Below are 19649 nucleotides of genomic sequence, written 5' to 3'. Positions count from 1 at the left end.
AAGGACGGGGAGATCATCTTGGGTCCGCCCTTCGTCTTCGACAAGGCCAACATCGACCAGTTCGACTTCTGACCGACACCACCGGCACGGCCCGCCCGACCCGCGCGCCGTGCCCCGGTGGGACCGGCCGGCGTGCGCGCCGGAACGGTCGGACCGCGTACCCCACTGGATCAGGAAGATAGGAGGAGGGGCTGTCACGGCCCCGGAGCTTCGATGAGCGACATCAAGGCCGCCCTGCTGGCGCAGGCCATCGAGACCCCGTCATGGGCGTACGGCAACAGCGGTACCCGGTTCAAGGTGTTCGCCCAGCGAGGGGTGCCCCGGGATCCGTACGAGAAGCTCGCGGACGCCGCCCAGGTGCACGCCTTCACGGGCGCCGCGCCGAGTGTGGCGCTGCACATCCCCTGGGACAAGGTCGACGACTACGCCGGCCTCGCGGCGCACGCGTCGAACCTGGGAGTGCGGATCGGCGCGATCAACTCCAACGTCTTCCAGGACGACGACTACATGCTGGGCAGCGTGACGAGCCCGGACGCACGGGTGCGGCGCAAGGCGACCGACCACCTGCTGGAGTGCGTCGACGTCATGGACGCCACCGGTTCGGACACGCTGAAGCTGTGGTTCTCCGACGGCACCAACTACCCCGGCCAGGACGACATCCGTTCCCGGCAGGACCGGCTGGCCGAGTCGCTGGCCGAGGTCTACGACCGGCTGGGCGAGCACCAGCGCTTCCTGCTGGAGTACAAGCTGTTCGAGCCGGCCTTCTACACCACCGACGTGCCCGACTGGGGCACCGCCTACGCTCACTGCGTCAAGCTCGGCCCCAAGGCTCAGGTGGTGGTCGACACCGGGCACCACGCGCCGGGCACCAACATCGAGTTCATCGTGGCGTTCCTGCTGCGCGAGGGCAAGCTGGGCGGGTTCGACTTCAACTCCCGCTTCTACGCCGACGACGACCTGATGGCGGGGGCCGCCGACCCGTTCCAGCTCTTCCGTATCATGTTCGAGGTGATTCGCGGTGGCGGATACACCGAGGACGTGGCGTTCATGCTGGACCAGTGCCACAACATCGAGCCGAAGATCGCCGGGCAGATCCGGTCGGTGATGAACGTGCAGGAGGCCACGGCCAAGGCGCTGCTGGTGGACCGGGCGGCGCTGGCGGCGGCGCAGTCCGCCGGTGACGTGCTGGGGGCCAACGGGGTGTTCATGGACGCCTACAACACCGACGTGCGTCCGCTCCTGGCGGAGGTGCGCGCCGAGCGGGGGCTGGACCCCGACCCGATGGCCGCCTACGCGCGCTCGGGGTACTTCGAGAAGATCGTCGCCGAGCGCGTCGGCGGTGCCCAGGCCGGCTGGGGCGCCTGAGACCCGCACCTCGCATGCTGAGAACACGGTTCATTCGTTGGGGGATATTTCATGAGAACGCCGGTTGAGAAACTGCTGCAGCGGTCACGCGCGCTCGGTGCGGACCCGCGCAACACCAACTTCGCGGGCGGTAACACCTCGGCCAAGGGCGTGGCCGTCGACCCGGTGACCGGCTCCGACGTGGAGCTGATGTGGGTCAAGGGGTCCGGGGGAGACCTCGGCACGCTGGCCGAGACGGGCCTGGCCGTACTGCGGCTGGACCGGCTGCACGCCCTGAGCGGTGTCTACCCGGGGGTCGAACGCGAGGACGAGATGGTCGCCGCGTTCGACTTCTGCGCCTTCGGCAAGGGCGGCGCGGCGCCGTCGATCGACACCGCGATGCACGGCCTGGTGGACGCGGCGCACGTGGACCACCTGCACCCGGACGCGGGCATCGCGATCGCCACCGCCGCCGACGGTGAGGCGCTGACGGTACGGATCTTCGGCGACCGGGTGGTCTGGGTGCCGTGGCGGCGCCCCGGCTTCCAGCTCGGCCTCGACATCGCCGCGATCAAGAAGGACAACCCGCAGGCCGTGGGCTGCATCCTCGGCGGCCACGGCATCACCGCCTGGGGCGACACCTCCGAGGAGTGCGAGGTCAACTCGCTGTGGATCATCCGGACCGCCGAGGCCCACATCGCCGAACACGGCGCGGCCGAGCCGTTCGGCCCGGTCAGGCCCGGCTACCAGCCGCTTCCCGAGGAGGCCCGGCGTGAGCGGGCCGCCGCGCTCTTCCCGGTGATCCGCGGCCTGGCCTCCACCGACGTGGCGCAGGTCGGCCACTACACCGCGACCGACGAGGTGCTGGACTTCCTGTCCCGCGAGCGTCACCCCGAACTGGCCGCGCTGGGCACCTCCTGTCCCGACCACTTCCTGCGCACCAAGGTGGCCCCGCTGGTGCTCGACCTGCCCGCCGACGCGCCGCTCGACGACGCCGTCACCCGGCTGCGCGAGCTGCACGCCGCCTACCGCGAGGAGTACGCGGCCTACTACGACCGGCACGCCACCGCCGACTCGCCCGCCATGCGCGGCGCGGATCCGGCGATCGTGCTGGTGCCGGGGGTGGGCATGTTCTCCTTCGGCCGGGACAAGCAGACCGCCCGGGTGGCCGGGGAGTTCTACGTCAACGCGATCAACGTGATGCGCGGCGCCGAGGCGCTGTCGCGCTACGCCCCGATCGAGGAGAGCGAGAAGTTCCGGATCGAGTACTGGGAGCTGGAGGAGGCCAAGCTGCGCCGGATGCCGGCGCCGAAGCCGCTGGCCACCAGGGTCGCGCTGGTCACCGGGGGCGGTTCGGGCATCGGTGCGGCCACCGCCCGCAGACTGGCCGCCGAGGGCGCGTGCGTGGTGGTGGCCGATCGCGACCTGGACGCCGCGGAGAAGGTCGCCGCCGAGCTCGGCGCCGGGGCCTACCGGGCCGAGGACGTGGCGACCGCCGTGCGGGTGGACGTCACCGACGAGGCACAGGTGATCTCCGCGCTCCAGGCGGCGGTGCTGGCGTTCGGCGGGGTGGACCTGGTGGTCAACAACGCCGGCCTGTCGCTGTCGCGCTCGCTGCTGGAGACCAGCGTCGCCGACTGGGACCTGCAGCACGACGTGATGGCCCGCGGCTCGTTCCTGGTCTCGCGGGAGAGCGCCCGGGTGATGGTCGACCAGGGCATGGGCGGGGAGATCGTCTACATCTCCTCCAAGAACGCGGTGTTCGCCGGGCCGAACAACGTGGCCTACGGGGCGGCCAAGGCCGACCAGGCACACCAGGTACGGCTGCTGGCGGCCGAGCTGGGCCAGTACGGGATCAGGGTCAACGGCATCAACCCCGACGGGGTGGTGCGCGGCTCCGGCATCTTCGCCTCGGGCTGGGGGGCCAACCGGGCGGCGGTGTACGGGGTTCAGGAGGAGAAGCTGGGCGAGTACTACGCGCAGCGCACCCTGCTCAAGCGCGAGGTGCTGCCCGAGCACATCGCCGCCGCGGTCTTCCAGCTGACCCAGCTCACCCAGACCACCGGCCTGCACATCCCGGTGGACGCCGGCGTCGCCGCCGCCTTCCTGCGCTGACCCCGCTTCCCGCGGAAATCCCCGCTGAGAGGAGAACGTCTTGACCACGGTCCTGGATCGGATCGCCCCGCCCCGCACGAAGGTGGGACTGGTCGCCGGTGGGCTGGGAGCCTACTGGCCGCAGTTCCCCGACCTGCTCCCGCAGCTCCGGCGCTCCTCCGAGCGCGTCTCGGCACGGATGCGGGAGCTGGGCTGCGACGTCGTCGACGTCGGCTTCATCTCCGACGCCCAGGAGGGCGCGGTCGCGGCGGAGAGGCTGCGCGAGGCCGGCTGTGACATCATCGTGGGCTTCCTGACCACGTACATGACCGCGACGATGCTCCTGCCGGTCGCGCAGCGCAGCGGCGCGCCGGTACTGCTGATCAATCTCCAGCCCAGCGAGTCGATGGACCACGCGACCTTCGACACCGGCCAGTGGCTCGCCTACTGCGGGGCGTGCCCGCTGCCGGAGATGGCCAACACCTTCATCCGCGCGGGCATCCCCTTCCGGTCGGTGTCGGGGTACCTGGAGGACGAGCGGGCCTGGACCAAGATCGGCCGATGGGTGCGGGCCGCCGGTGTGCGCGCCGCGCTGCGCCGGGGCCGTCACGGGCTGATGGGGCACCTGTACCCCGGCATGCTCGACGTGGCCACCGACCTGACCCTGGTGCCGGTGAACCTCGGCGGGCACGTGGAGGTGCTGGAGTTCGACGACCTGCGGGTGCGGGTGGAAAAGGTCACCGACGCCGAGGTCAAGGAGCGCACCGGTCTGGCACGGGAGGTCTTCGAGCTGGCCGACACGGTCAACGACGAGGACTTCGCCTGGGCCGCGCGGGTCTCGGTCGGGCTGGACCGGCTGGTGGAGGACTTCGCCCTCGACAGCCTGGCCTACTACCACCGGGGCCTGGACGGGGAGATCCACGAGCGGCTGGGCGCGGGCATGATCCTGGGCTCGTCCCTGCTGACCGCGCGGGGCATCCCCACGGCCGGCGAGTACGAGCTGCGTACCTCGCTCGCCATGCTGGTCATGGACCGGATCGGGGCAGGCGGTTCGTTCACCGAACTGCAGGCGCTGGACTTCGCGCGCGGTCATGTGGAGATGGGCCACGACGGCCCCGCCCACCTGGCGATCAGCGCGCGCCGGCCGCTGCTGCGCGGGCTGGGCGTCTACCACGGCAAACGCGGGTGGGGCGTTTCGGTGGAGTTCGACGTGGCGCACGGTCCGGTGACCACGCTCGGCCTGCTGCAGCGGCGCGACGGGACGTTCGCCTTCGTGGTCTCCGAGGGCGTCACGGTGGAGGGCCCGCTGCTGCGGATCGGCAACACCACCTCGCGGGTGGACTTCGGCTGCGACCCGGGGGAGTGGACCGACGCGTGGAGCGCCACGGGCATCTCCCATCACTGGGCGCTGGGCACCGGCCACCGGCTGGCCGAGCTGCGCGCGGTCGCCGACCTGCTCGGCATCGAGGTCGTCCACGTCCAGCCCTGAGGCGCGGCCCCGCCGACCGGCTCTCCCGAGGGAATGACCGCTCCGCCGGGCGACGGCGCGGCCCGCGACTTCGGGGAAAGCGCCCCGCGCAGGGGTGAACCACCAGACACCCATCCGACGCCGACCTTCGACCACTACGGCCCGGGGTCCATCCGCCCATGCCCGAGAACACCTCCGCGACGGTCTACACCGTCGGCTCCGGGACCTGGACCTTCCGGGCCGTCGCCAAGGGCTGACCCTCCACCTGCCCGGATCCCTCCGCCCGGGACCACACGTCCAGGGCGGAGGGATCCGCGGTTTTGGGGAACGTCTCCGCGGGTCCGACGGAGACGGCCGAGGAGGGGGTGCGCTCACGCACGTCCTCGCTGCGGATCGCCATCACGGCGGGCGGGCTGCCCAGGTCACCGTACCTGGCGGCGACGGCGGCGGTGATCGCCCGGCAGGCGTCGGCGACCGTCTCCTTCGAGGAGCCCGGCGGGTGACCGGCCGACAGATGACCCAGCAGCGCCGCGAACCGCAGCTCCTCGGCCGCCGCGCGGGGAGTCCCGTCGTCGGACGGCGGCAGGGGCCGGTCCAGCCAGAACACCCCGCCGCGCAGGAACGCGGGATAGGTCACCTCGTCCCGCTGGAGCGTGCGCACCGAGTCAACCAGTAACCGCCCGAACTCCGTCAGGTCGGTATCCGGTGGCAGGTCGGTCGTGACCAGCAGCGAAACCCTCAGTGCGTTCACCATGAGCGGTCATCCCTCCTTGAGGTGGCTCATAGTAGGGGGCGCCACCGACAGTTACCGCGCGGCTGGTGAATCGTGGCGAGATCGGGGGCCGTCGGTGCCGGTGGGATCACCTGGGATCACCGCCCGCGATTCCGCGCCGACGGTCAGAGCGGCCTGGGAGCGGGCAGGGTGATCCTGTCGACGGCCTCGCGGCGGCGTCGTTCGGGGCGGCGGTCGTAGCGGGCCGTGGTGGCGGGGGAGGAATGGCCGACGAGGGCCTGCGCGGTGGCCAGGTCCACCCCGGCGTCGAGCAGCTCGCCGATGAAGGTGCGCCTGAAGTCGTGCGGGGTGCGTGCCCCGGCCCCGGCCTCGGCCAGGCGTCTGGCCAGGATGTCGGCGACCGCCTGTCCTGTCATGGGCGCGGGCCCGCCGTCCCTGGTCCGCAGCCGGCCGAGCTTGCTGACGGGGCAGAACAGGGCCCCCGCGGCGCGGCCCCGTACGGCCAGCCAGCGTTCCATCCTGGCCATGGCCTCGGTGGTGAGGTAGACCATCCGCTCCTTGTCGCGCTTGCCGCGCACCCGCAGCGAGCGGGAGCCGGGGTCGTAGTCGCCCAGTGCGAGCCCGGCGATCTCGGCGCGGCGGCAGCCGGTGGAGTAGAGCGCCGCCAGCAGGGCGGCGTCGCGGACCCCCGCGGGGGAGTCGTCGCGGTCGCAGGCGGCCAGCGCGGCGCCCACCACCTCAGGCGGGACGTGCTGGCCCGTCGGCAGGCGGGTGTGCTCGACCGTCGGCAGGTCGGCGGCGCGCTGGTACTCCTCGGCGGTCATCAGGCCGAGCCGCCAGGCCTCGCGCAGCACCCTGCGCAGCGCGACCAGGTGCTTGTTGACATACGAGGGGGACCAGCCGCGCTCGGTCATCAGGGCGCGGATGCGCACCGTGTGCTCATAGCGCAGCAGGTGCCAGGGCCGGCCCGCGCCGCTGGAGACCTCGTCGCCGGAGACGAGCGCCGCGAGCCTGTCGAGACAGCCGCGCATGGTGCGGCGGGACTCGGCGCTGGTCAGGGAGTCGAGATACACCCGGTAGGGGTCTCGCGCGGGCTCGATGGAGGGGCCGGGCGAGGCGGGGACGGCTGGCACGCTCACCATGCCGACCCTATCGGGTGTCATGAATCCACACCGTAAAGGCGCGGGCACCGGATTCCGTCTCAGCCCAAGAGGGGGAAGGATCGCGGCATGACGGACGGACGAGTGACGGCGGTCAGCCGTAGCGCCACCCACACCTTCGGCAAGTTCACGGAACCCGCCATCCGGCTGCTGGCCGGGCTGGGCGTGGAGGGGGACGCGCATCTCGGGGTGACCGTGAAACACCGGTCGCGGGTGGCGCAGGATCCCACCCAGCCCAACCTGCGCCAGGTTCATCTGATCCAGGCCGAGCTCCACGACGAACTGCGGGCTGCGGGCTTCTCGGTGGCCGCCGGAGAGCTGGGGGAGAACGTCACCACCCGGGGCGTCGACCTGCTCGGCCTGCCGGTGGGGGCGCTGCTCAGACTGGGGCGGGACGCGGTGGTGGAGGTGACCGGGCTGCGCAATCCCTGTGGGCAGATCGAGGGTTTCCAGAAGGGCCTGCTCAGGCAGGTGGTGGGCCGGGACGAGAACGGTGAGCTGGTCCGCAGGGCCGGGGTGATGAGCGTGGTGGTGGCGGGCGGTGAGGTGCGGCCCGGCGATCCGATCGAGGTGGAGCGGCCACCGCTCCCGCACCGGCGCCTGGACCGTGTCTAGGTCCATAACGCCATGTCGAAGCCGATAAGTGTGTGGTTGGCTGTCTCCAATGGACATCTCATCGCGGGTTTCCGCCTACCTTCGGGCATATGACGAGCAGCTCCGGGCCCGGCCGATGCCGGGTCGCACGGCCGAGAGGATCGGGCCGCTGCTGAGGGTCGTGTCGAACGGCCACGGCCAAGGTTTCCTGACATATCGTGACCTTGGTGGTTTGGAGGGTGTCGAGCTGGACGCCTTCATCGCGCGCCAGCGGGACTTCTTCACCCGGGTCGGGCGCGAGGTCGAGTGGAAGTACCACGGCTATGACCTGCCCGCCGACCTGCCCGAGCGGCTCGCGGTGGCCGGGTTCGAGGCGGGGGAGCGGGAGACGGTGCTCGTCGGCGAGGCCGGTGAGCTGGCCGGTGCCCACGTGCCACCCGCCGGGGTGCGGCTGCGCGAGGTGGCGGGGCGGGATGACCTGGAGCGCATCCGCGAGCTGGAGGAGACGGTCTGGGATGCCGACCACGGCTGGCTGCCCGGCATGCTGGAGCGCGAGCTCGCCGGTCCTGGAGATCCGTGCACGGTGGTGATCGCCGAGGCGGACGGGCAGTTGGTGTGCGCGGCGTGGGTGCGTTTCCACGAGGGCACCGACTTCGTCTCACTGTGGGGCGGCTCGACCCTGAAGGAGTGGCGGGGCAGGGGTATCTACCGGGCGATGGTGTCGTACCGGGCGGAGCTGGCGGTGGCGCGAGGTTTCCGCCTGGTGCAGGTGGACGCCTCCGATGCCAGCCGCCCGATCCTGGCCAGGCTCGGCCTGGAGGCGATCACGACGACGACGCCGTACGTGTGGGTGCCGCCGACCCTCTGACCTGGCACCGCCCGCGATCCCGCCCGCTGGAAGCAGTATTGGGATGAATTATTCCGTTCTGGTAGCTTGAAGTGGATCAAGACGAGACCGCGCCGCCGCGACTCGCGACGAGAGGACACGCATGCCCGAGGTGCTCAGCCGGCGCGCGCTCAACCGGGCCACCCTGGGGCGGCAGCTGCTGCTGGCCCGCGCCGAGTTGTCCGCGCTGGAGGCGGTCCGGCACCTGTACGGCATGCAGGCACAGGCCCCCAACCCTCCCTACGTCGGGCTCTGGGCACGCCTGGCCGGGTTCGCCCACGACGACCTCGCCCGGTTGATCAACGAGCGCCTGGTGGTGAGGCTGGCGCTGATGCGCTCCACCATCCACCTGGTCACCGCCGACGACTGCCTGGCGCTTCGCCCGCTGCTGGGACCGCTGCTGGCGCGGGGCCTGCGGGGTACGCACAGCAGGGGCCTGGCCGGCGTGGACCTGGACGAGCTGGCCGCCGCGGGGCGCGAGCTGGTGGAGGAGCGTCCGCTGACCTTCCGTGAGCTCGGGGCGGTGCTGCGGGAGCGGTGGCCGGATTCCCCCGCCGACGCCCTGGCCGCCGGGGTGCGCAACACGCTGGCGCTGGTGCAGGTCCCGCCGAGAGGCATCTGGGGTGTGGGTGGCCAGGCCACCCACACCACCGCGGAGGCATGGCTGGGCCGGTCGCAGGAGGAGCGGCCCTCCGCCGAGGAGGCGATCCGCCGCTATCTCGCCGCCTACGGTCCCGCCACGGTGATGGACGTCCAGCAGTGGTCGGGCATGACCCGTCTGGGGGAGATCGTCCGCGGGATGGGCCTGCGGACCTTCGCGACCGAGGACGGCGCGGAGCTGTTCGACCTGCCCGAGGCGCCGCGCCCCGGCCCCGAGACCCCTGCCCCGGTGCGCTATCTGTCGGAGTTCGACAACACGCTGCTGTCGTTCGCCCCGCGGACCAGGACCCGGATCACGGAGGAGGAGTATCGGGGACGGATCTTCACGGTCAACGGCATCATCAAGGCGACGGTACTGGTCGACGGCTTCGTACGGGGAATGTGGAAGGTGACGGGGAAACGGGGCGAGGCGATCCTGGAGGTGGAGCTGTTCGCGCCGGTGAGCGCGGGGGAGCGGGCGGACCTGGAGGTGGAGGGAGCACGCCTGCTCGACTTCGTCGCCCCTGAGGCGTCATCTCGCGACATCCGCTTCCGCGAGGCCTGACCGCGGGTCGCGCCGCCTCCCCGCCGCGCCGGCCGATGGGCCAGGTGGGCGGTGCCGGGACTTCGGGGAGTTCTGATGCGAGGTCTCGCCACCCGCCGGCGCGGGGTGCCGGAGACGGCCTTTTCGTGGTGAAGGGCGAGTGCCCTGAAATGGCGTGCCGCCTTTTTCCGAGGTGCGTCCGTGGTCTGCGCTGTCAGGGCGAAGAACCTCGATGAGGTCCTGGCGGGCCACCGATGAACAGCGTTGTGGTAAATGAGGTCATGTGAAATTATCGGTTAAATATGGTGATTTCCGGATTAAGGCATGCCGTGAGACGTTTGATCGCTCTGATAAGTGCTCTCCTGTGCGCCGCCGCGCTTGTCGCGGTTCCCTCGGCCGCAGCCGCAGAGGCCCCTGGAATCCGGCTCAAGCTGCGCTTCGGGTGGTGTGAGACCGCCTGTGTGATCCATGTCACCGTCACGAACAAGAGCCGCCGTCACATCGACTGGGTGGGGGGCAAGTGCACCCTCCGGGTCAACGGGCGCGTAGTGGGAAAGGGGCAGGTCTATATAGGATCCATCAAGCGTGGTGGGTCTCGTACCAGCCGATGTTCCGTCGTCGACTCGCGCCTGGAAAAGGCCTGGTGGAACTACTACAACGGCGATGCCGACTTCAACACGTACGCCACCGTCAACGCCATTTATCACTACCGATACTAGAATTCATCTGCCATATCGGGTGTCCTTAACCGGGTGAACCCGGCCAGGGTCTTCACCGCCGGGGCGAGGGTGTCCCCGGGCCCTGGTCCGATCGGCCGGCGGCCGGGATCGATGGTCACCAGGCCAATTCTGAAAATTGGCCGTTCTCCCGGCGGGAGGGATGCTCGATGATGTGCCCATGATCTCTGTCAGCGCCCTCGCGGGTATCGCCGCGGTCGCCCTCGGCCTGGTGCTCACTCCCGGCCCCAACATGATCTACCTGGTGTCGCGGTCCGTGACGCAGGGACGCTGGGCCGGGCTGATCTCGCTGGCGGGCGTCGCGGCGGGCTTCCTGGTCTACCTGCTGGCGGCGGTGGCCGGGATCGCCACGATCTTCGCGATGGTGCCCGCCGTCTACGTCGCGGTCAAGCTCGCGGGCGCCGGGTACCTGCTCTGGCTGGCCTGGAAGACGGTCAGGCCCGGCGGTGAGCCGATCTTCGCCCCCGGCGTCCTCCCCGCGGACCCGCCGCGGCGGCTGTTCTCCATGGGACTGGTCACCAACCTGCTCAACCCCAAGATCGCCATCCTGTACGTGTCGCTGCTGCCCCAGTTCGTCGATCCGGCCCGGGGTGACGTCGGCACGCAGAGCCTCCTGCTGGGAGCCACCCAGATCGTCATCGCCCTGTCGGTCAACGCGATGATCGTGCTGACCGCGGGCTCGGTCGCGACCTTCCTCGGCCGGCGGCCCACCTGGATGCGCGTGCAGCGCTACCTGATGGGCACCGTGCTCGCGGGCCTCGCCATTCGCATCGCCGGCGACCGTTCGCCCGCCGTGGCCGCCTAGGGAGCCGTTCTCACCGGTGCCGGCCCGTCGCGATGTCGTCCAGGTACGCCTTGAGACCCGGCCCGGGGTAACCCCTCCGGCGCGTGACACCCGGGCCGCCACGCGCTCGTGCAGGAGCCCCATGTCGTAGTCGGCCGCATGGCGTGCCTGGCGGGAAACCGCCTGGATACGGGGCGGGACGGGCCCGGCAGGGTGGCCGCGCTCCGGTTCTCAGCCGTGACTGAGGTCGATGACGCAGAAGACGTTGCCCTCGGGGTCGGCGAGGACCACGAAGTCGGGGTCGTCCGGGTAGAGGTCCCAGGCGACCCGTTCGGCCCCCAGTGACACCAGCCGCTCCACCTCTGACGCCTGCCCGGCGGCGTCGGGGACGAACAGGTCGAGGTGCATCCGGGGGTGCCGGCGCACCGGTGTCCGGCTGACGTCGAGTGCCAGCGGGACGCCGTTCCCATCCACCGGGTCGATCACGGTCCAGTCGTCCCCGGTCTCGCCCTCGCGGGGCGCGTAGTCCAGCGCCCGCGTCCAGAAGTCGACGGCACGTCGCATGTCGGTGACGCCCAGTACCACCTGTCCGATCCTCGCCATGTGCCGATCCTGGCAGCAATTCCCGGCAGGGGGGAACCCGGAGGATCCCGGCCGCGGCCGTTGACGCGAACACGGCCACCGGGCACGGTCGCGGCCGTGCTTCCAGATGTGCTCCCCGGTGTTCGAGGGAAGGCGCAGACCTCTCGTCAACTAGAGTTGACGCAGGGCTGGTGTCAACCTATATTGACATTCGCGGGCGGTACGCGGGCACCGAGACGGTTTCAACGCGTGGCCGCATACGGGCCATGGCTGTTCCGCCGGCCCCGGCGGGTGGTGTGCCATCGCGCCCGCTCCCTCATCCGATCAAGGAGGTTTGTGATGTCCGTTGACGTCGTGATCGCCGGCGGCGGCCCGAACGGGCTGATGCTGGCCTGCGAGCTGAGCCTGGCAGGCGTCCGCCCGGTGCTGCTGGAGCGGCTGCCGGAGCCGGGCGAGGAGCCCAGGGCCAATGGCCTGGTCGGGCAGGTGGTCCAGGTTCTCGACAGCCGGGGCCTGTACCGGCGGTTCACCGGTGCCTCACACCCCCCGGTTCCCGCGCCGTTCTTCATGTTCGGCGGCATGCCCCTGGACCTGAGCACGCTGGACCCGGGCCCGCTGCACACCCTCCCGATCCCGCAACGCCGCCTGGAACAGCTGCTCCATGAGCGGGCGCTGGAGCTCGGGGTGGAGATCCGGCGCGGCCACGAACTGGTGGACCTGGCGCAGGACGTGGACGGTGTCACGGTCGCCGTCCACGCCCCCGACGGAGACCACGAGCTGCGCACCCGCTATCTGGTCGGCTGCGACGGAGCCCACAGCGTCGTACGGAAGCGGGCGGGTATCGGCTTCCCCGGCGTCACCGCCGAGGACGTCGTGTCGCGCAGCGCCCACGCCGTCCTGCCCGCCTCGGTGCTCGACCCCGCGACCGGTGAGCTGCTGCTGGCCGGGGCACGCTGGAGGCCGTTCATGATCCACCGAACCGCACACGGCGTGTTCGCCCTCGCGTCGTTCGAGCCGGGCGTGCACCTCGTGACCACCATGGAGTGGGGGCGGGGGCAGATCGACGAGCGGGTGCCGATGCCCCTGGAGGAGTTGCGTGACAGCGTGCGCAGGGTGCTCGGGGCCGACCTGCCGATGACCCCGCCCGCGGGTCGAGGACCCCATGTGCTCCGCCGCCTCACCGGCGGCAACACCCGCCTGGCCGACCGCTACCGCGCCGGTCGCGTGCTGGTGGCCGGGGACGCCGCGCACGTCCACTCGGCGGTCGGCGGCCCCGGGCTCAATCTCGGCCTGCAGGATGTCGTGAACCTCGGCTGGAAGCTCGCCGCCGAGGTTCACGGCTGGGCGCCGCCGGGACTGCTCGACACCTACCACGATGAACGGCACCCCGTGGGCCGGCGGGTCGTCATGCACACCCGGGCGCAGGCCGCCCTGCTCGCCCCTGGCGAAGAGGTCACCGCGCTGCGCGCGCTCTTCGCCGAGCTGCTCGAACACCAGGAGAACCGGCGGCACATCGCCGAGCTCATGGCGGGTTCGGACATCCGCTATGACATGGGGGGTGCCCGTCCGGTTCCGCACCCCCTCCTCGGCCGCCCGGCACCGGATCTCTCCCTCGTCACGGACGCGGGCACCGTGCGGCTCGCGGACCTGACGCACGGCGCCCGGCCGCTCCTCCTCGATCTCGGCGGGGGCGACGAGCTGGATGAGACGGCGGCGGGCTGGAAGGACCGGGTGGACGTCGTCACCGCCACCTCCAGGCGGCGGGTCCCCGCCGGGTTGCTGATCCGCCCGGACGGCTACGTCGCCTGGACGGCCCCTGACGAGGAAACGGGCGACCCCGTGAGCTTCGGCCTCCGGGAGGCGCTGGCCACCTGGTTCGGCGACCCCGCATAGGTCTTCTCGCTCCGCGCCGTCCACGTGACCCTCGCCTGCCCTATCCTGTGCGCTCATGGCCTTCAACGGGACCCCGAGACCGTTGCCGCGCTGGCACCACGCGCGGACGGAGCTGGACGACTTCGCGATCGTCAGCTACCGGGTGCCCACCGGCGCGCTCGCCCGCCTGCTGCCCGAGGGCTTCGCCCCCGCCGAGTTCACCTTCGAGGACGGGGGTAACGGGGCGCTGGTCTCCGCGGTCGCCTTCCGTGACCGCGACTTCCACTTCCGTTTCCTGCCACCCGTGGCCATCGGCTGCGGCCAGAAGCGAGTCCGGAGGGGAGGCCGCCAGCGCGTTGACGAGGTCGTCGACGGCGGTGAGGCCGACCGGCACGCCGTGCTGCCGGAGCCGGGCCGCCGGCGCGACGGCGAACGCCGCACGATCGATACCCGGCGCCGGCCCGGATCCGGGTGTGTTCCGGGCGTGCGAGGCGGCGACGGGCGACGACCGCGGGTCGTCTCCGGGTGAGGCCGTCGGGCGTGAACAAAGTCCGCCCACGCTCCGACTAACCGTATGAAAATCAAACGGAACGGGGGGGACATGGCGGGCAGTGGCGAGCTGTTACCGGGGGATCCGGTCCGGTTGGGGGCCTACTGGCTGGCCGGGCGCCTGGGCTCGGGCGGGCAGGGCGTCGTCTACGAGGCCTATGACGACGACGGCCTGCGGGTGGCGGTCAAGGTCCTCTACGGCGATCCCGGGCTGAACCACGGCATCGCGCGGGAGGTGACCGCCGCGGAGCGGGTCGCCTCGTTCTGCATCGCCAGGGTGCTCGGCCACGACCTCGCGGCGCCGAAGCCGTACATCGTCAGCGAGTACATCGAGGGGCCCAGCCTGCGGGGGTTCCTGCGCGAGCGCGGCCGGCTCGGCGGTGCCGACCTGCACCGGCTCGCGGTCGCCGTCGCCACCGCGCTCACCTCGATCCACGAGGCCGGGGTCATCCACCGCGACCTCAAGCCCGACAACGTCCTGCTCGGCCCCGACGGACCCCGGGTGATCGACTTCGGCATCGCCAGGACCGTGGAGATGTCGCTGACCTCCACCGGCCTGGTCGCCGGGACGCCGACCTACATGGCGCCGGAGGTCCTCACCGGGCAGCGCGCCGGCATGCCGGCCGACGTGTTCGCGTGGGGAGCGATCATCCTGTTCGCGGCCACCGGCCGCGACCCCTTCCGGGCCGACAGCCTGGGTGCCGTCATGTACCGAGTCCTGTCGCTCGACCCCGATCTGGGCGACCTCGACGACCCGCTGCGTGCCCTCGTCGCCTCGGCGCTGGACAAGGATCCCGCCTCCCGCCCCACTGCCCGCGAACTGCTGATGGGCCTGCTCGGAGGGGGGACCGACCCGTTGAAGGCCGGGGCCAGGGCCGCCTCGGGGATCCGTACCCCCTCCGGCGACCCGTCGCTCGGCGCGCGGGCGGAGGAGGTCTTCGCACGGCTCACGCCCGAGTCGAGGGGACTGGTCGCCGAGGCCTTCCTGCGCATGGTCGGCGTCGACGCCGACAGCGAGGACACGGTCCGGCGCGTCGAGCGCGCGGAACTCCCGGCGGGCGCGGACGAGGTGCTGGCGGCGTTCGCCGCGGCCGGCCTGGTCACCTCCGGCGGGGACGAGGTCACGATCTCCCGGACGGCCCTGCTGCGGGCCTGGCCCCGGCTCCGGGAGTGGGTGGAGGCCGAGCGTCCTGGGCTCGCGGTGCACCGCGAGCTCGCCACCGCCGCCCGGCGCTGGCGCGACGGCCACGGCGACCCCCCGCAGGGCCGGACCCTGGAGTCCGCCCTGTGGTGGGCGGCCACCGGCCGGCGCCATCTGACCCTGAACGCGCTGGAGCGCTCGTTCCTCGACGCGGGTACGGATCTCACCCGGCGGCGCGGCCGCGTCCGCCGGCTGGTGACCGCCGGTCTCGCGCTGCTGCTCGCGATCGCCCTGAGCGCGGTGGCCGTGGCCGTACGGCAGGGTGTGACCCTCGCCGCCAATCTCGACCAGGCGACCGCACGCTCGGTCTCCGCGCGTGCGGAGGCCCTGCGATCCACCGATCCGCGGGCCGCGATGCTGCTGAGCGCCGCCGCTTGGCGGATCTCGCCGGTCGACGAGGCGCGTACCGCGCTCTACGGGTCGCTGGCCCAGTCCCGGCTGGATGTCTTCTCGTCGGAGTACGGCTGGCTCGCCGGTGACGGGCGGACGTTGTACGCGGCGGACGAGGACGGCGTGCGCGTCTGGGACGTCGCCACCCACGAACGGATCCGCGCTTTTTCCGACTCGGCGTCGGGAGACTCGGACACGGCTTCGGTGAGCCGCGACGGGCTGACCCTGCTGCTCGCGGGGGACGACACCGTCAGGCTGGTGGACGCGCGCTCGGGGAAACCGCTCGGCGGACGGTACGAGAACCTCATGCATGCCGAGTTCGGCGACGGCACCCGGGTGTTCTGGGCGAGGACTGACCGGGAGCGGACCCAGCTGTGGCGGGTGGGCGACGGCAAACCGCTGCTGGACCGCGGCTCGTTCGACAGCGTGGCGGTAAGCCCAGGAGACCGTTACGCGGCGCTGTTCCACCAGGAGGGGGCGGCCGAGATCTGGGACCTTTCCAGCGCCAGACGGCTTCCCGTTCCCACGCTGCCCAAGGGAGTGGCGATTCACGCCATCAAGTTCTCGCCCGATGGCCGAACTCTGGCGATCGCGCGTCACCACGACGTCCTGCTCTGGGATGTGGTGTCGGGAAAGCCCGCTGACGAGCCGCTGGAGGCGCCGGGTGCCCTCTGGCGGAACGCCTTCGGCGACGACCTGCTTGCCTACACCCCGGACGGCCGTCACCTCGCCGTCGTCGACCCCGGTCACATCACCCTGTGGCGAGTGGCCGACCGGGCCAGGATCGCCGAATACCCGCTGGACAGCGGGGCGGCCGCTCTCGTGAGATTCGACGCGGACGGCGGGACCCTCCGCTACAGCACCTTCGAGCCTCCGTTCTCGATCGTCTCCCTCGACGTCTCCGCCTACCTCCGCCCCCCGACGCTGGGGGTTTCCCAGCAGGCGGACGCCACTCTCAGCCCTGACGGCCGGGTGCTCGCCCTCGCCGGCCGCCCCGCCACGACCGTCGAGCTCTGGGACGTGGCGCGAGGCCGCCTGCTGGGCGAGCTGAAGGCGGCGGAGGAGCCCGCCGACTACGCTCACGTGATCTTCAGTCCGGACAGCCGGACCCTCGCCGTCAGCCCGCGGCCGGGTCCCGCCCGCAGCACCTTGTGGGACGTGGCCACCCTGAGCCGTCTCCCCGACCTCGACGATCCGGGCAAGGTAGCCCAGCTCGCCCGCGCGTTCAGCCCCGACGGCAGGACGCTGGTCGTCTCCTCCGTCAGCGAGGACGGCATCGAGGTCAGCAGATCGTGGGATCTGCGGACGCGGAAGACGGCCGGAGGCCTCCGCCTCCCCCACGGCGGGGCGCTGGCCCTCCTGCCGTACGGCCGGGTGCTCTCCACCGATGGCAAGATGACGGATCAACCGTCGGGAGAGCCGAGCCCTTGGGAGAGTCCCGGCACGATCTCGTTTTCCGCCGCGGCGGTGAGCCCGGACGGGCGGTTCGTGGCCGTCGGAGTGGAGGAAGGTCGCGTCGCGGTGTCGGACGCCAGGACCGGCAAGCGCCTCAGCCTCGTCCAGCATGGCAAGGACGCGATCAACGCGGTCGCCTTCTCCTCCGACGGGACGCTGCTCGCGTCGGGCACTCCGGGCGAGATCCGCCTCTGGGACCCCGTGACCAGCCGGCCGATCGGACCGCCGCTGGCCGGGCCCACCGACCTCCTCGCCTCCCTGGCATTCGACGCGGACGGCACCCTCAGGGCCGCTGGGTGGCACCGGGAGCTGATCTCCTACCCGACCGCGCCTGAGCGGGCCGTCGCGGCCGTGTGCGTGCGGGCGGGCCGGGCGCTGACGGAGGCCGAGTGGCGAGAGCACATTCCGGACCTGCCGTACCGAAAGGTGTGCCACTGACGCCACCGGTACGCCAACGACCCGGGACGTGTGGATCCGCTCTCCGCGGCTGACGACGAAGCGGGGAAAACCGACTCCGGCGCCGCCGTCAGGAAGGCTTTCGCCGCGGGCCTCACCACGGCCGCCGCGTCGCGCGAAGGCAGGACGTTCGGTGAGTTCGCCGAGGAGATCACCCACGACGAGTCCGGAGCGGTGACCGCACGGTCCTGCGGGCCACCCTCACGCTGACCGACGCCCCCTCCGCGCGGTTCGCCGCGCAGCCGCTCCAGCGCGGGGAGCTGTGGTCTCTGGCCGACCCCGCCGGTTCTCTCCCGGAAACGCTCGCGCCGGGAGCCTCCTGACCGGTCGCCGGTGGAAAGGCGTGCCGCGGAAAGGGGCGCGTTCACCGTCAGGAGGCGGTCACGTCTCCGGGGTGATCGAGGGGCCGCCGAATGTCCACGGTCGGTCCCCGGTAAATCCCCTCTCTCGCTGTTCGAGGCTCAGGCATCGCAAATGTTAGCCCTATCATTTTTTTTCCAACCTTTTTCGGCCGCAGGCGTTAAGTGGAGCGGCAAAGCGCCAGGCCAAAGTGTTTCTGACAGCCCTGGAGATTGGGTCTTGACAGCGATTCTGTTATCGCAAACACTCAGGAAACCTCGGCGAAACAAAGCTCAGGGTTCCTCGTTCCGGGCGGCGAGTTCCCGCGATCGGAATTGTTAGCGTTAACACAAGTAGTTGCCGGACATTGGCAAGCGCCATGATCACCCCCCAGGAGCAGTGTCATGAGAAGACGATGGACAACGGCCCTCGCCATGATCTTCGCCTTCACCCTCGTCCTCGCCTCGGCCGGACCCGCACCCGCCGCGAGCCCGATCACGACGTCCATCTACACCGCCGACCCCGCCGCGCTGGTCGTCGGCGACACCATGTACCTGTACACCGGCCACGACGAAGCGGCCCCGGGCGGCACCAACTTCGTCATGCGTGACTGGCACGTGTTCTCCTCCACCGACGCCACGACCTGGACGGACCAGGGGGCGAGGCTCTCGCTGTCGAACTTCCCCTGGGCCGGTGCCGACGCGTGGGCGGGGGAGGTCGAGCCCCGCGGCGGCAAGTACTACTGGTACGTCCCGGTCAACGGCAACGGCGCGGGCTGGATGGACATCGGCGTCGCGGTCGGCGACAGCCCGCTCGGCCCGTTCACCGACGCCAAGGGCGGGCCGCTGATCAGCGACGGCACCCCGAACTCCTCGCCGCTCAACATCGACCCGACGGTCTTCACCGACGACGACGGCCAGGCGTACATCTACTGGGGCTCCTACTACGGCCTGCGCGCGGCCAAGCTCAAGCCCGACATGATCAATCTGGACGGCCCGGTGATCACCCCGGCGGGGGTGAGCAACTTCTGGGAGGCCCCCTGGATGTTCAAGCGGAACGGCACCTACTATCTCGCCTACGCCGCCAACGACTCCGGCTGCTCCCAGCCCGGCTACGCCTGCATCCGCTACGCCACGGCCGGCAACCCGATGGGCCCGTGGACCCACCGGGGCGTGGTGCTCGACCAGGTCAGCTCGACCACCAACCACCCGGCCATCATCGAGTTCAAGGGCCAGTGGTACATGGTCTACCACAACGCCGCGGCGCCGGGCGGGGGCAACTTCCGCCGTTCGGTCACCCTGGACAAGCTCTACTGGAACGCCGACGGCACCATGCAGAAGGTCGTGCAGACCTCCGGCGGAGGGGGAGGCGGCCAGCCGCCCTCCGGTACCAACCACGCCCTCACCGCCACCGCCTCCACCTCGTACGTCTCTCCGTGGGAGACCCTCGGAGCGATCAACGACGGCCACGTCCCGGCCAGCTCCGCCGACCGCAGCCACGGCGCGTACGGCAACTGGAACCACCAGGGCACCGAGTGGATCGAGTACCGCTGGCCCACCGCGAAGAGCGTCGGCAAGGTGGCGACCTACTGGTTCGACGACGACCAGGGCATCGACCTGCCCGCCTCCTGCAAGGTGCAGTACTGGAACGGCAGCGCCTACGTCGACGTGCCCGGCCAGTCGGCCTGCGGCGTCGCGGCGAACACCTACAACGTCACCACGTTCACCCCGGTCTCGACCACCCGGCTGAGACTGAGCATCACCTCCAGGACCGGCTACTCGACCGGTGTCCTGGAATGGATGGCTCTCTAGGAGCACGCAGG

At 71.1% G+C, this 19649-nt stretch carries 16 protein-coding genes; 13 read left to right on the top strand and 3 right to left on the bottom strand.

The features are described from left to right. Positions 1 to 213 precede the first annotated feature (213 nt). Genes rhaI through ACWD3H_RS25450 form a run of 3 tightly spaced genes read left to right on the top strand, consistent with a single transcriptional unit; the run spans position 214 to position 4927 of the window. Positions 214 to 1365, top strand: a complete 1152-nt coding sequence (rhaI, locus tag ACWD3H_RS25460) for an L-rhamnose isomerase (RefSeq protein WP_451956755.1) — start codon at positions 214 to 216, stop codon at positions 1363 to 1365. 51 nt (positions 1366 to 1416) lie between these two features. Continuing rightward, entirely contained in the window at positions 1417 to 3459 is a 2043-nt protein-coding gene (locus tag ACWD3H_RS25455; protein WP_451956754.1) for a bifunctional aldolase/short-chain dehydrogenase, read from the top strand. A gap of 40 nt (positions 3460 to 3499) precedes the next feature. Beyond that, a complete protein-coding gene (locus tag ACWD3H_RS25450; protein ID WP_451956753.1) occupies positions 3500 to 4927 on the top strand; it encodes an arabinose isomerase in 1428 nt (475 codons plus the stop codon). 184 nt (positions 4928 to 5111) lie between these two features. Here the strand turns inward: ACWD3H_RS25450 and ACWD3H_RS25445 are convergent, their stop codons facing one another. Both ACWD3H_RS25445 and ACWD3H_RS25440 read right to left on the bottom strand, forming a co-directional pair. Continuing rightward, entirely contained in the window at positions 5112 to 5660 is a 549-nt protein-coding gene (locus ACWD3H_RS25445) for a hypothetical protein (RefSeq protein ID WP_451956752.1), read from the bottom strand. 143 nt (positions 5661 to 5803) lie between these two features. Beyond that, positions 5804 to 6802: a tyrosine-type recombinase/integrase gene (locus ACWD3H_RS25440; protein ID WP_451956751.1), complete on the bottom strand. Its 999-nt coding sequence runs from the start codon at positions 6800 to 6802 to the stop codon at positions 5804 to 5806. Between the two features lie 66 nt (positions 6803 to 6868). On the opposite strand from ACWD3H_RS25440, the gene ACWD3H_RS25435 reads away from it, so the two are divergent. The 5 genes from ACWD3H_RS25435 to ACWD3H_RS25415 all read left to right on the top strand — a co-directional run bounded on the left by ACWD3H_RS25435 (position 6869) and on the right by ACWD3H_RS25415 (position 11004). Then, complete coding sequence (locus ACWD3H_RS25435) at positions 6869 to 7414, top strand: MOSC domain-containing protein (RefSeq protein ID WP_451956750.1); 546 nt, start codon at positions 6869 to 6871, stop codon at positions 7412 to 7414. A 211-nt stretch (positions 7415 to 7625) separates the two neighbouring features. Beyond that, the gene (locus ACWD3H_RS25430) at positions 7626 to 8261 is read left to right on the top strand and encodes a GNAT family N-acetyltransferase (RefSeq protein WP_451956749.1); all 636 of its coding nucleotides are present in this window, start codon (positions 7626 to 7628) and stop codon (positions 8259 to 8261) included. A gap of 121 nt (positions 8262 to 8382) precedes the next feature. Continuing rightward, positions 8383 to 9483, top strand: a complete 1101-nt coding sequence (locus tag ACWD3H_RS25425; RefSeq protein WP_451956748.1) for a winged helix DNA-binding domain-containing protein — start codon at positions 8383 to 8385, stop codon at positions 9481 to 9483. A gap of 317 nt (positions 9484 to 9800) precedes the next feature. Next, positions 9801 to 10181 (top strand): hypothetical protein, encoded by a 381-nt coding sequence (locus ACWD3H_RS25420; RefSeq protein WP_350923749.1) that lies wholly within the window; start codon positions 9801 to 9803, stop codon positions 10179 to 10181. Between the two features lie 178 nt (positions 10182 to 10359). Continuing rightward, entirely contained in the window at positions 10360 to 11004 is a 645-nt protein-coding gene (locus ACWD3H_RS25415; protein WP_451956747.1) for a LysE family translocator, read from the top strand. 210 nt (positions 11005 to 11214) lie between these two features. Here ACWD3H_RS25415 and ACWD3H_RS25410 read toward each other — a convergent pair whose 3' ends face one another. Then, the gene (locus tag ACWD3H_RS25410) at positions 11215 to 11586 is read right to left on the bottom strand and encodes a VOC family protein (RefSeq protein WP_451956746.1); all 372 of its coding nucleotides are present in this window, start codon (positions 11584 to 11586) and stop codon (positions 11215 to 11217) included. Between the two features lie 318 nt (positions 11587 to 11904). Here ACWD3H_RS25410 and ACWD3H_RS25405 point away from each other — a divergent pair, with 318 nt between their 5' ends. From ACWD3H_RS25405 to ACWD3H_RS25385, 5 genes are all read left to right on the top strand, one after another. Next, positions 11905 to 13458: an FAD-dependent monooxygenase gene (locus ACWD3H_RS25405; protein ID WP_451956745.1), complete on the top strand. Its 1554-nt coding sequence runs from the start codon at positions 11905 to 11907 to the stop codon at positions 13456 to 13458. A 55-nt stretch (positions 13459 to 13513) separates the two neighbouring features. Next, the gene (locus tag ACWD3H_RS25400; RefSeq protein ID WP_451956744.1) at positions 13514 to 13966 is read left to right on the top strand and encodes a DUF2071 domain-containing protein; all 453 of its coding nucleotides are present in this window, start codon (positions 13514 to 13516) and stop codon (positions 13964 to 13966) included. 45 nt (positions 13967 to 14011) lie between these two features. Continuing rightward, positions 14012 to 17470, top strand: coding sequence for a WD40 repeat domain-containing serine/threonine protein kinase (locus ACWD3H_RS25395; RefSeq protein ID WP_451956743.1), 3459 nt, complete (start codon positions 14012 to 14014; stop codon positions 17468 to 17470). A gap of 30 nt (positions 17471 to 17500) precedes the next feature. Then, entirely contained in the window at positions 17501 to 17698 is a 198-nt protein-coding gene (locus ACWD3H_RS25390; RefSeq protein ID WP_451956742.1) for a hypothetical protein, read from the top strand. Between the two features lie 533 nt (positions 17699 to 18231). Then, positions 18232 to 19638 carry a glycoside hydrolase family 43 protein gene (locus ACWD3H_RS25385; RefSeq protein ID WP_350923760.1) on the top strand — a complete coding sequence of 469 codons (1407 nt, stop codon included), beginning with the start codon at positions 18232 to 18234 and terminating at the stop codon, positions 19636 to 19638. Positions 19639 to 19649 lie beyond the last annotated feature (11 nt).

The sequence above is a fragment of the Streptosporangium sp. NPDC002607 genome (assembly GCF_053592655.1).
Note: the sequence above shows the minus strand (reverse complement) of the source record. Positions and strands in the feature narration are given on the sequence as shown.

Coding starts and splice junctions, on each gene's coding strand:
- ACWD3H_RS25445 (WP_451956752.1), bottom strand. CDS start 5,660: ATGGTGAACGCACTGAGGGTTTCGCTGCTGGTCACGACCGACCTGCCA.
- ACWD3H_RS25385 (WP_350923760.1), top strand. CDS start 18,232: ATGAGAAGACGATGGACAACGGCCCTCGCCATGATCTTCGCCTTCACC.
- ACWD3H_RS25395 (WP_451956743.1), top strand. CDS start 14,012: ATGAAAATCAAACGGAACGGGGGGGACATGGCGGGCAGTGGCGAGCTG.
- ACWD3H_RS25405 (WP_451956745.1), top strand. CDS start 11,905: ATGTCCGTTGACGTCGTGATCGCCGGCGGCGGCCCGAACGGGCTGATG.
- ACWD3H_RS25400 (WP_451956744.1), top strand. CDS start 13,514: ATGGCCTTCAACGGGACCCCGAGACCGTTGCCGCGCTGGCACCACGCG.
- ACWD3H_RS25415 (WP_451956747.1), top strand. CDS start 10,360: ATGATCTCTGTCAGCGCCCTCGCGGGTATCGCCGCGGTCGCCCTCGGC.
- ACWD3H_RS25440 (WP_451956751.1), bottom strand. CDS start 6,802: ATGACACCCGATAGGGTCGGCATGGTGAGCGTGCCAGCCGTCCCCGCC.
- rhaI (WP_451956755.1), top strand. CDS start 214: ATGAGCGACATCAAGGCCGCCCTGCTGGCGCAGGCCATCGAGACCCCG.
- ACWD3H_RS25455 (WP_451956754.1), top strand. CDS start 1,417: ATGAGAACGCCGGTTGAGAAACTGCTGCAGCGGTCACGCGCGCTCGGT.
- ACWD3H_RS25425 (WP_451956748.1), top strand. CDS start 8,383: ATGCCCGAGGTGCTCAGCCGGCGCGCGCTCAACCGGGCCACCCTGGGG.
- ACWD3H_RS25435 (WP_451956750.1), top strand. CDS start 6,869: ATGACGGACGGACGAGTGACGGCGGTCAGCCGTAGCGCCACCCACACC.
- ACWD3H_RS25410 (WP_451956746.1), bottom strand. CDS start 11,586: ATGGCGAGGATCGGACAGGTGGTACTGGGCGTCACCGACATGCGACGT.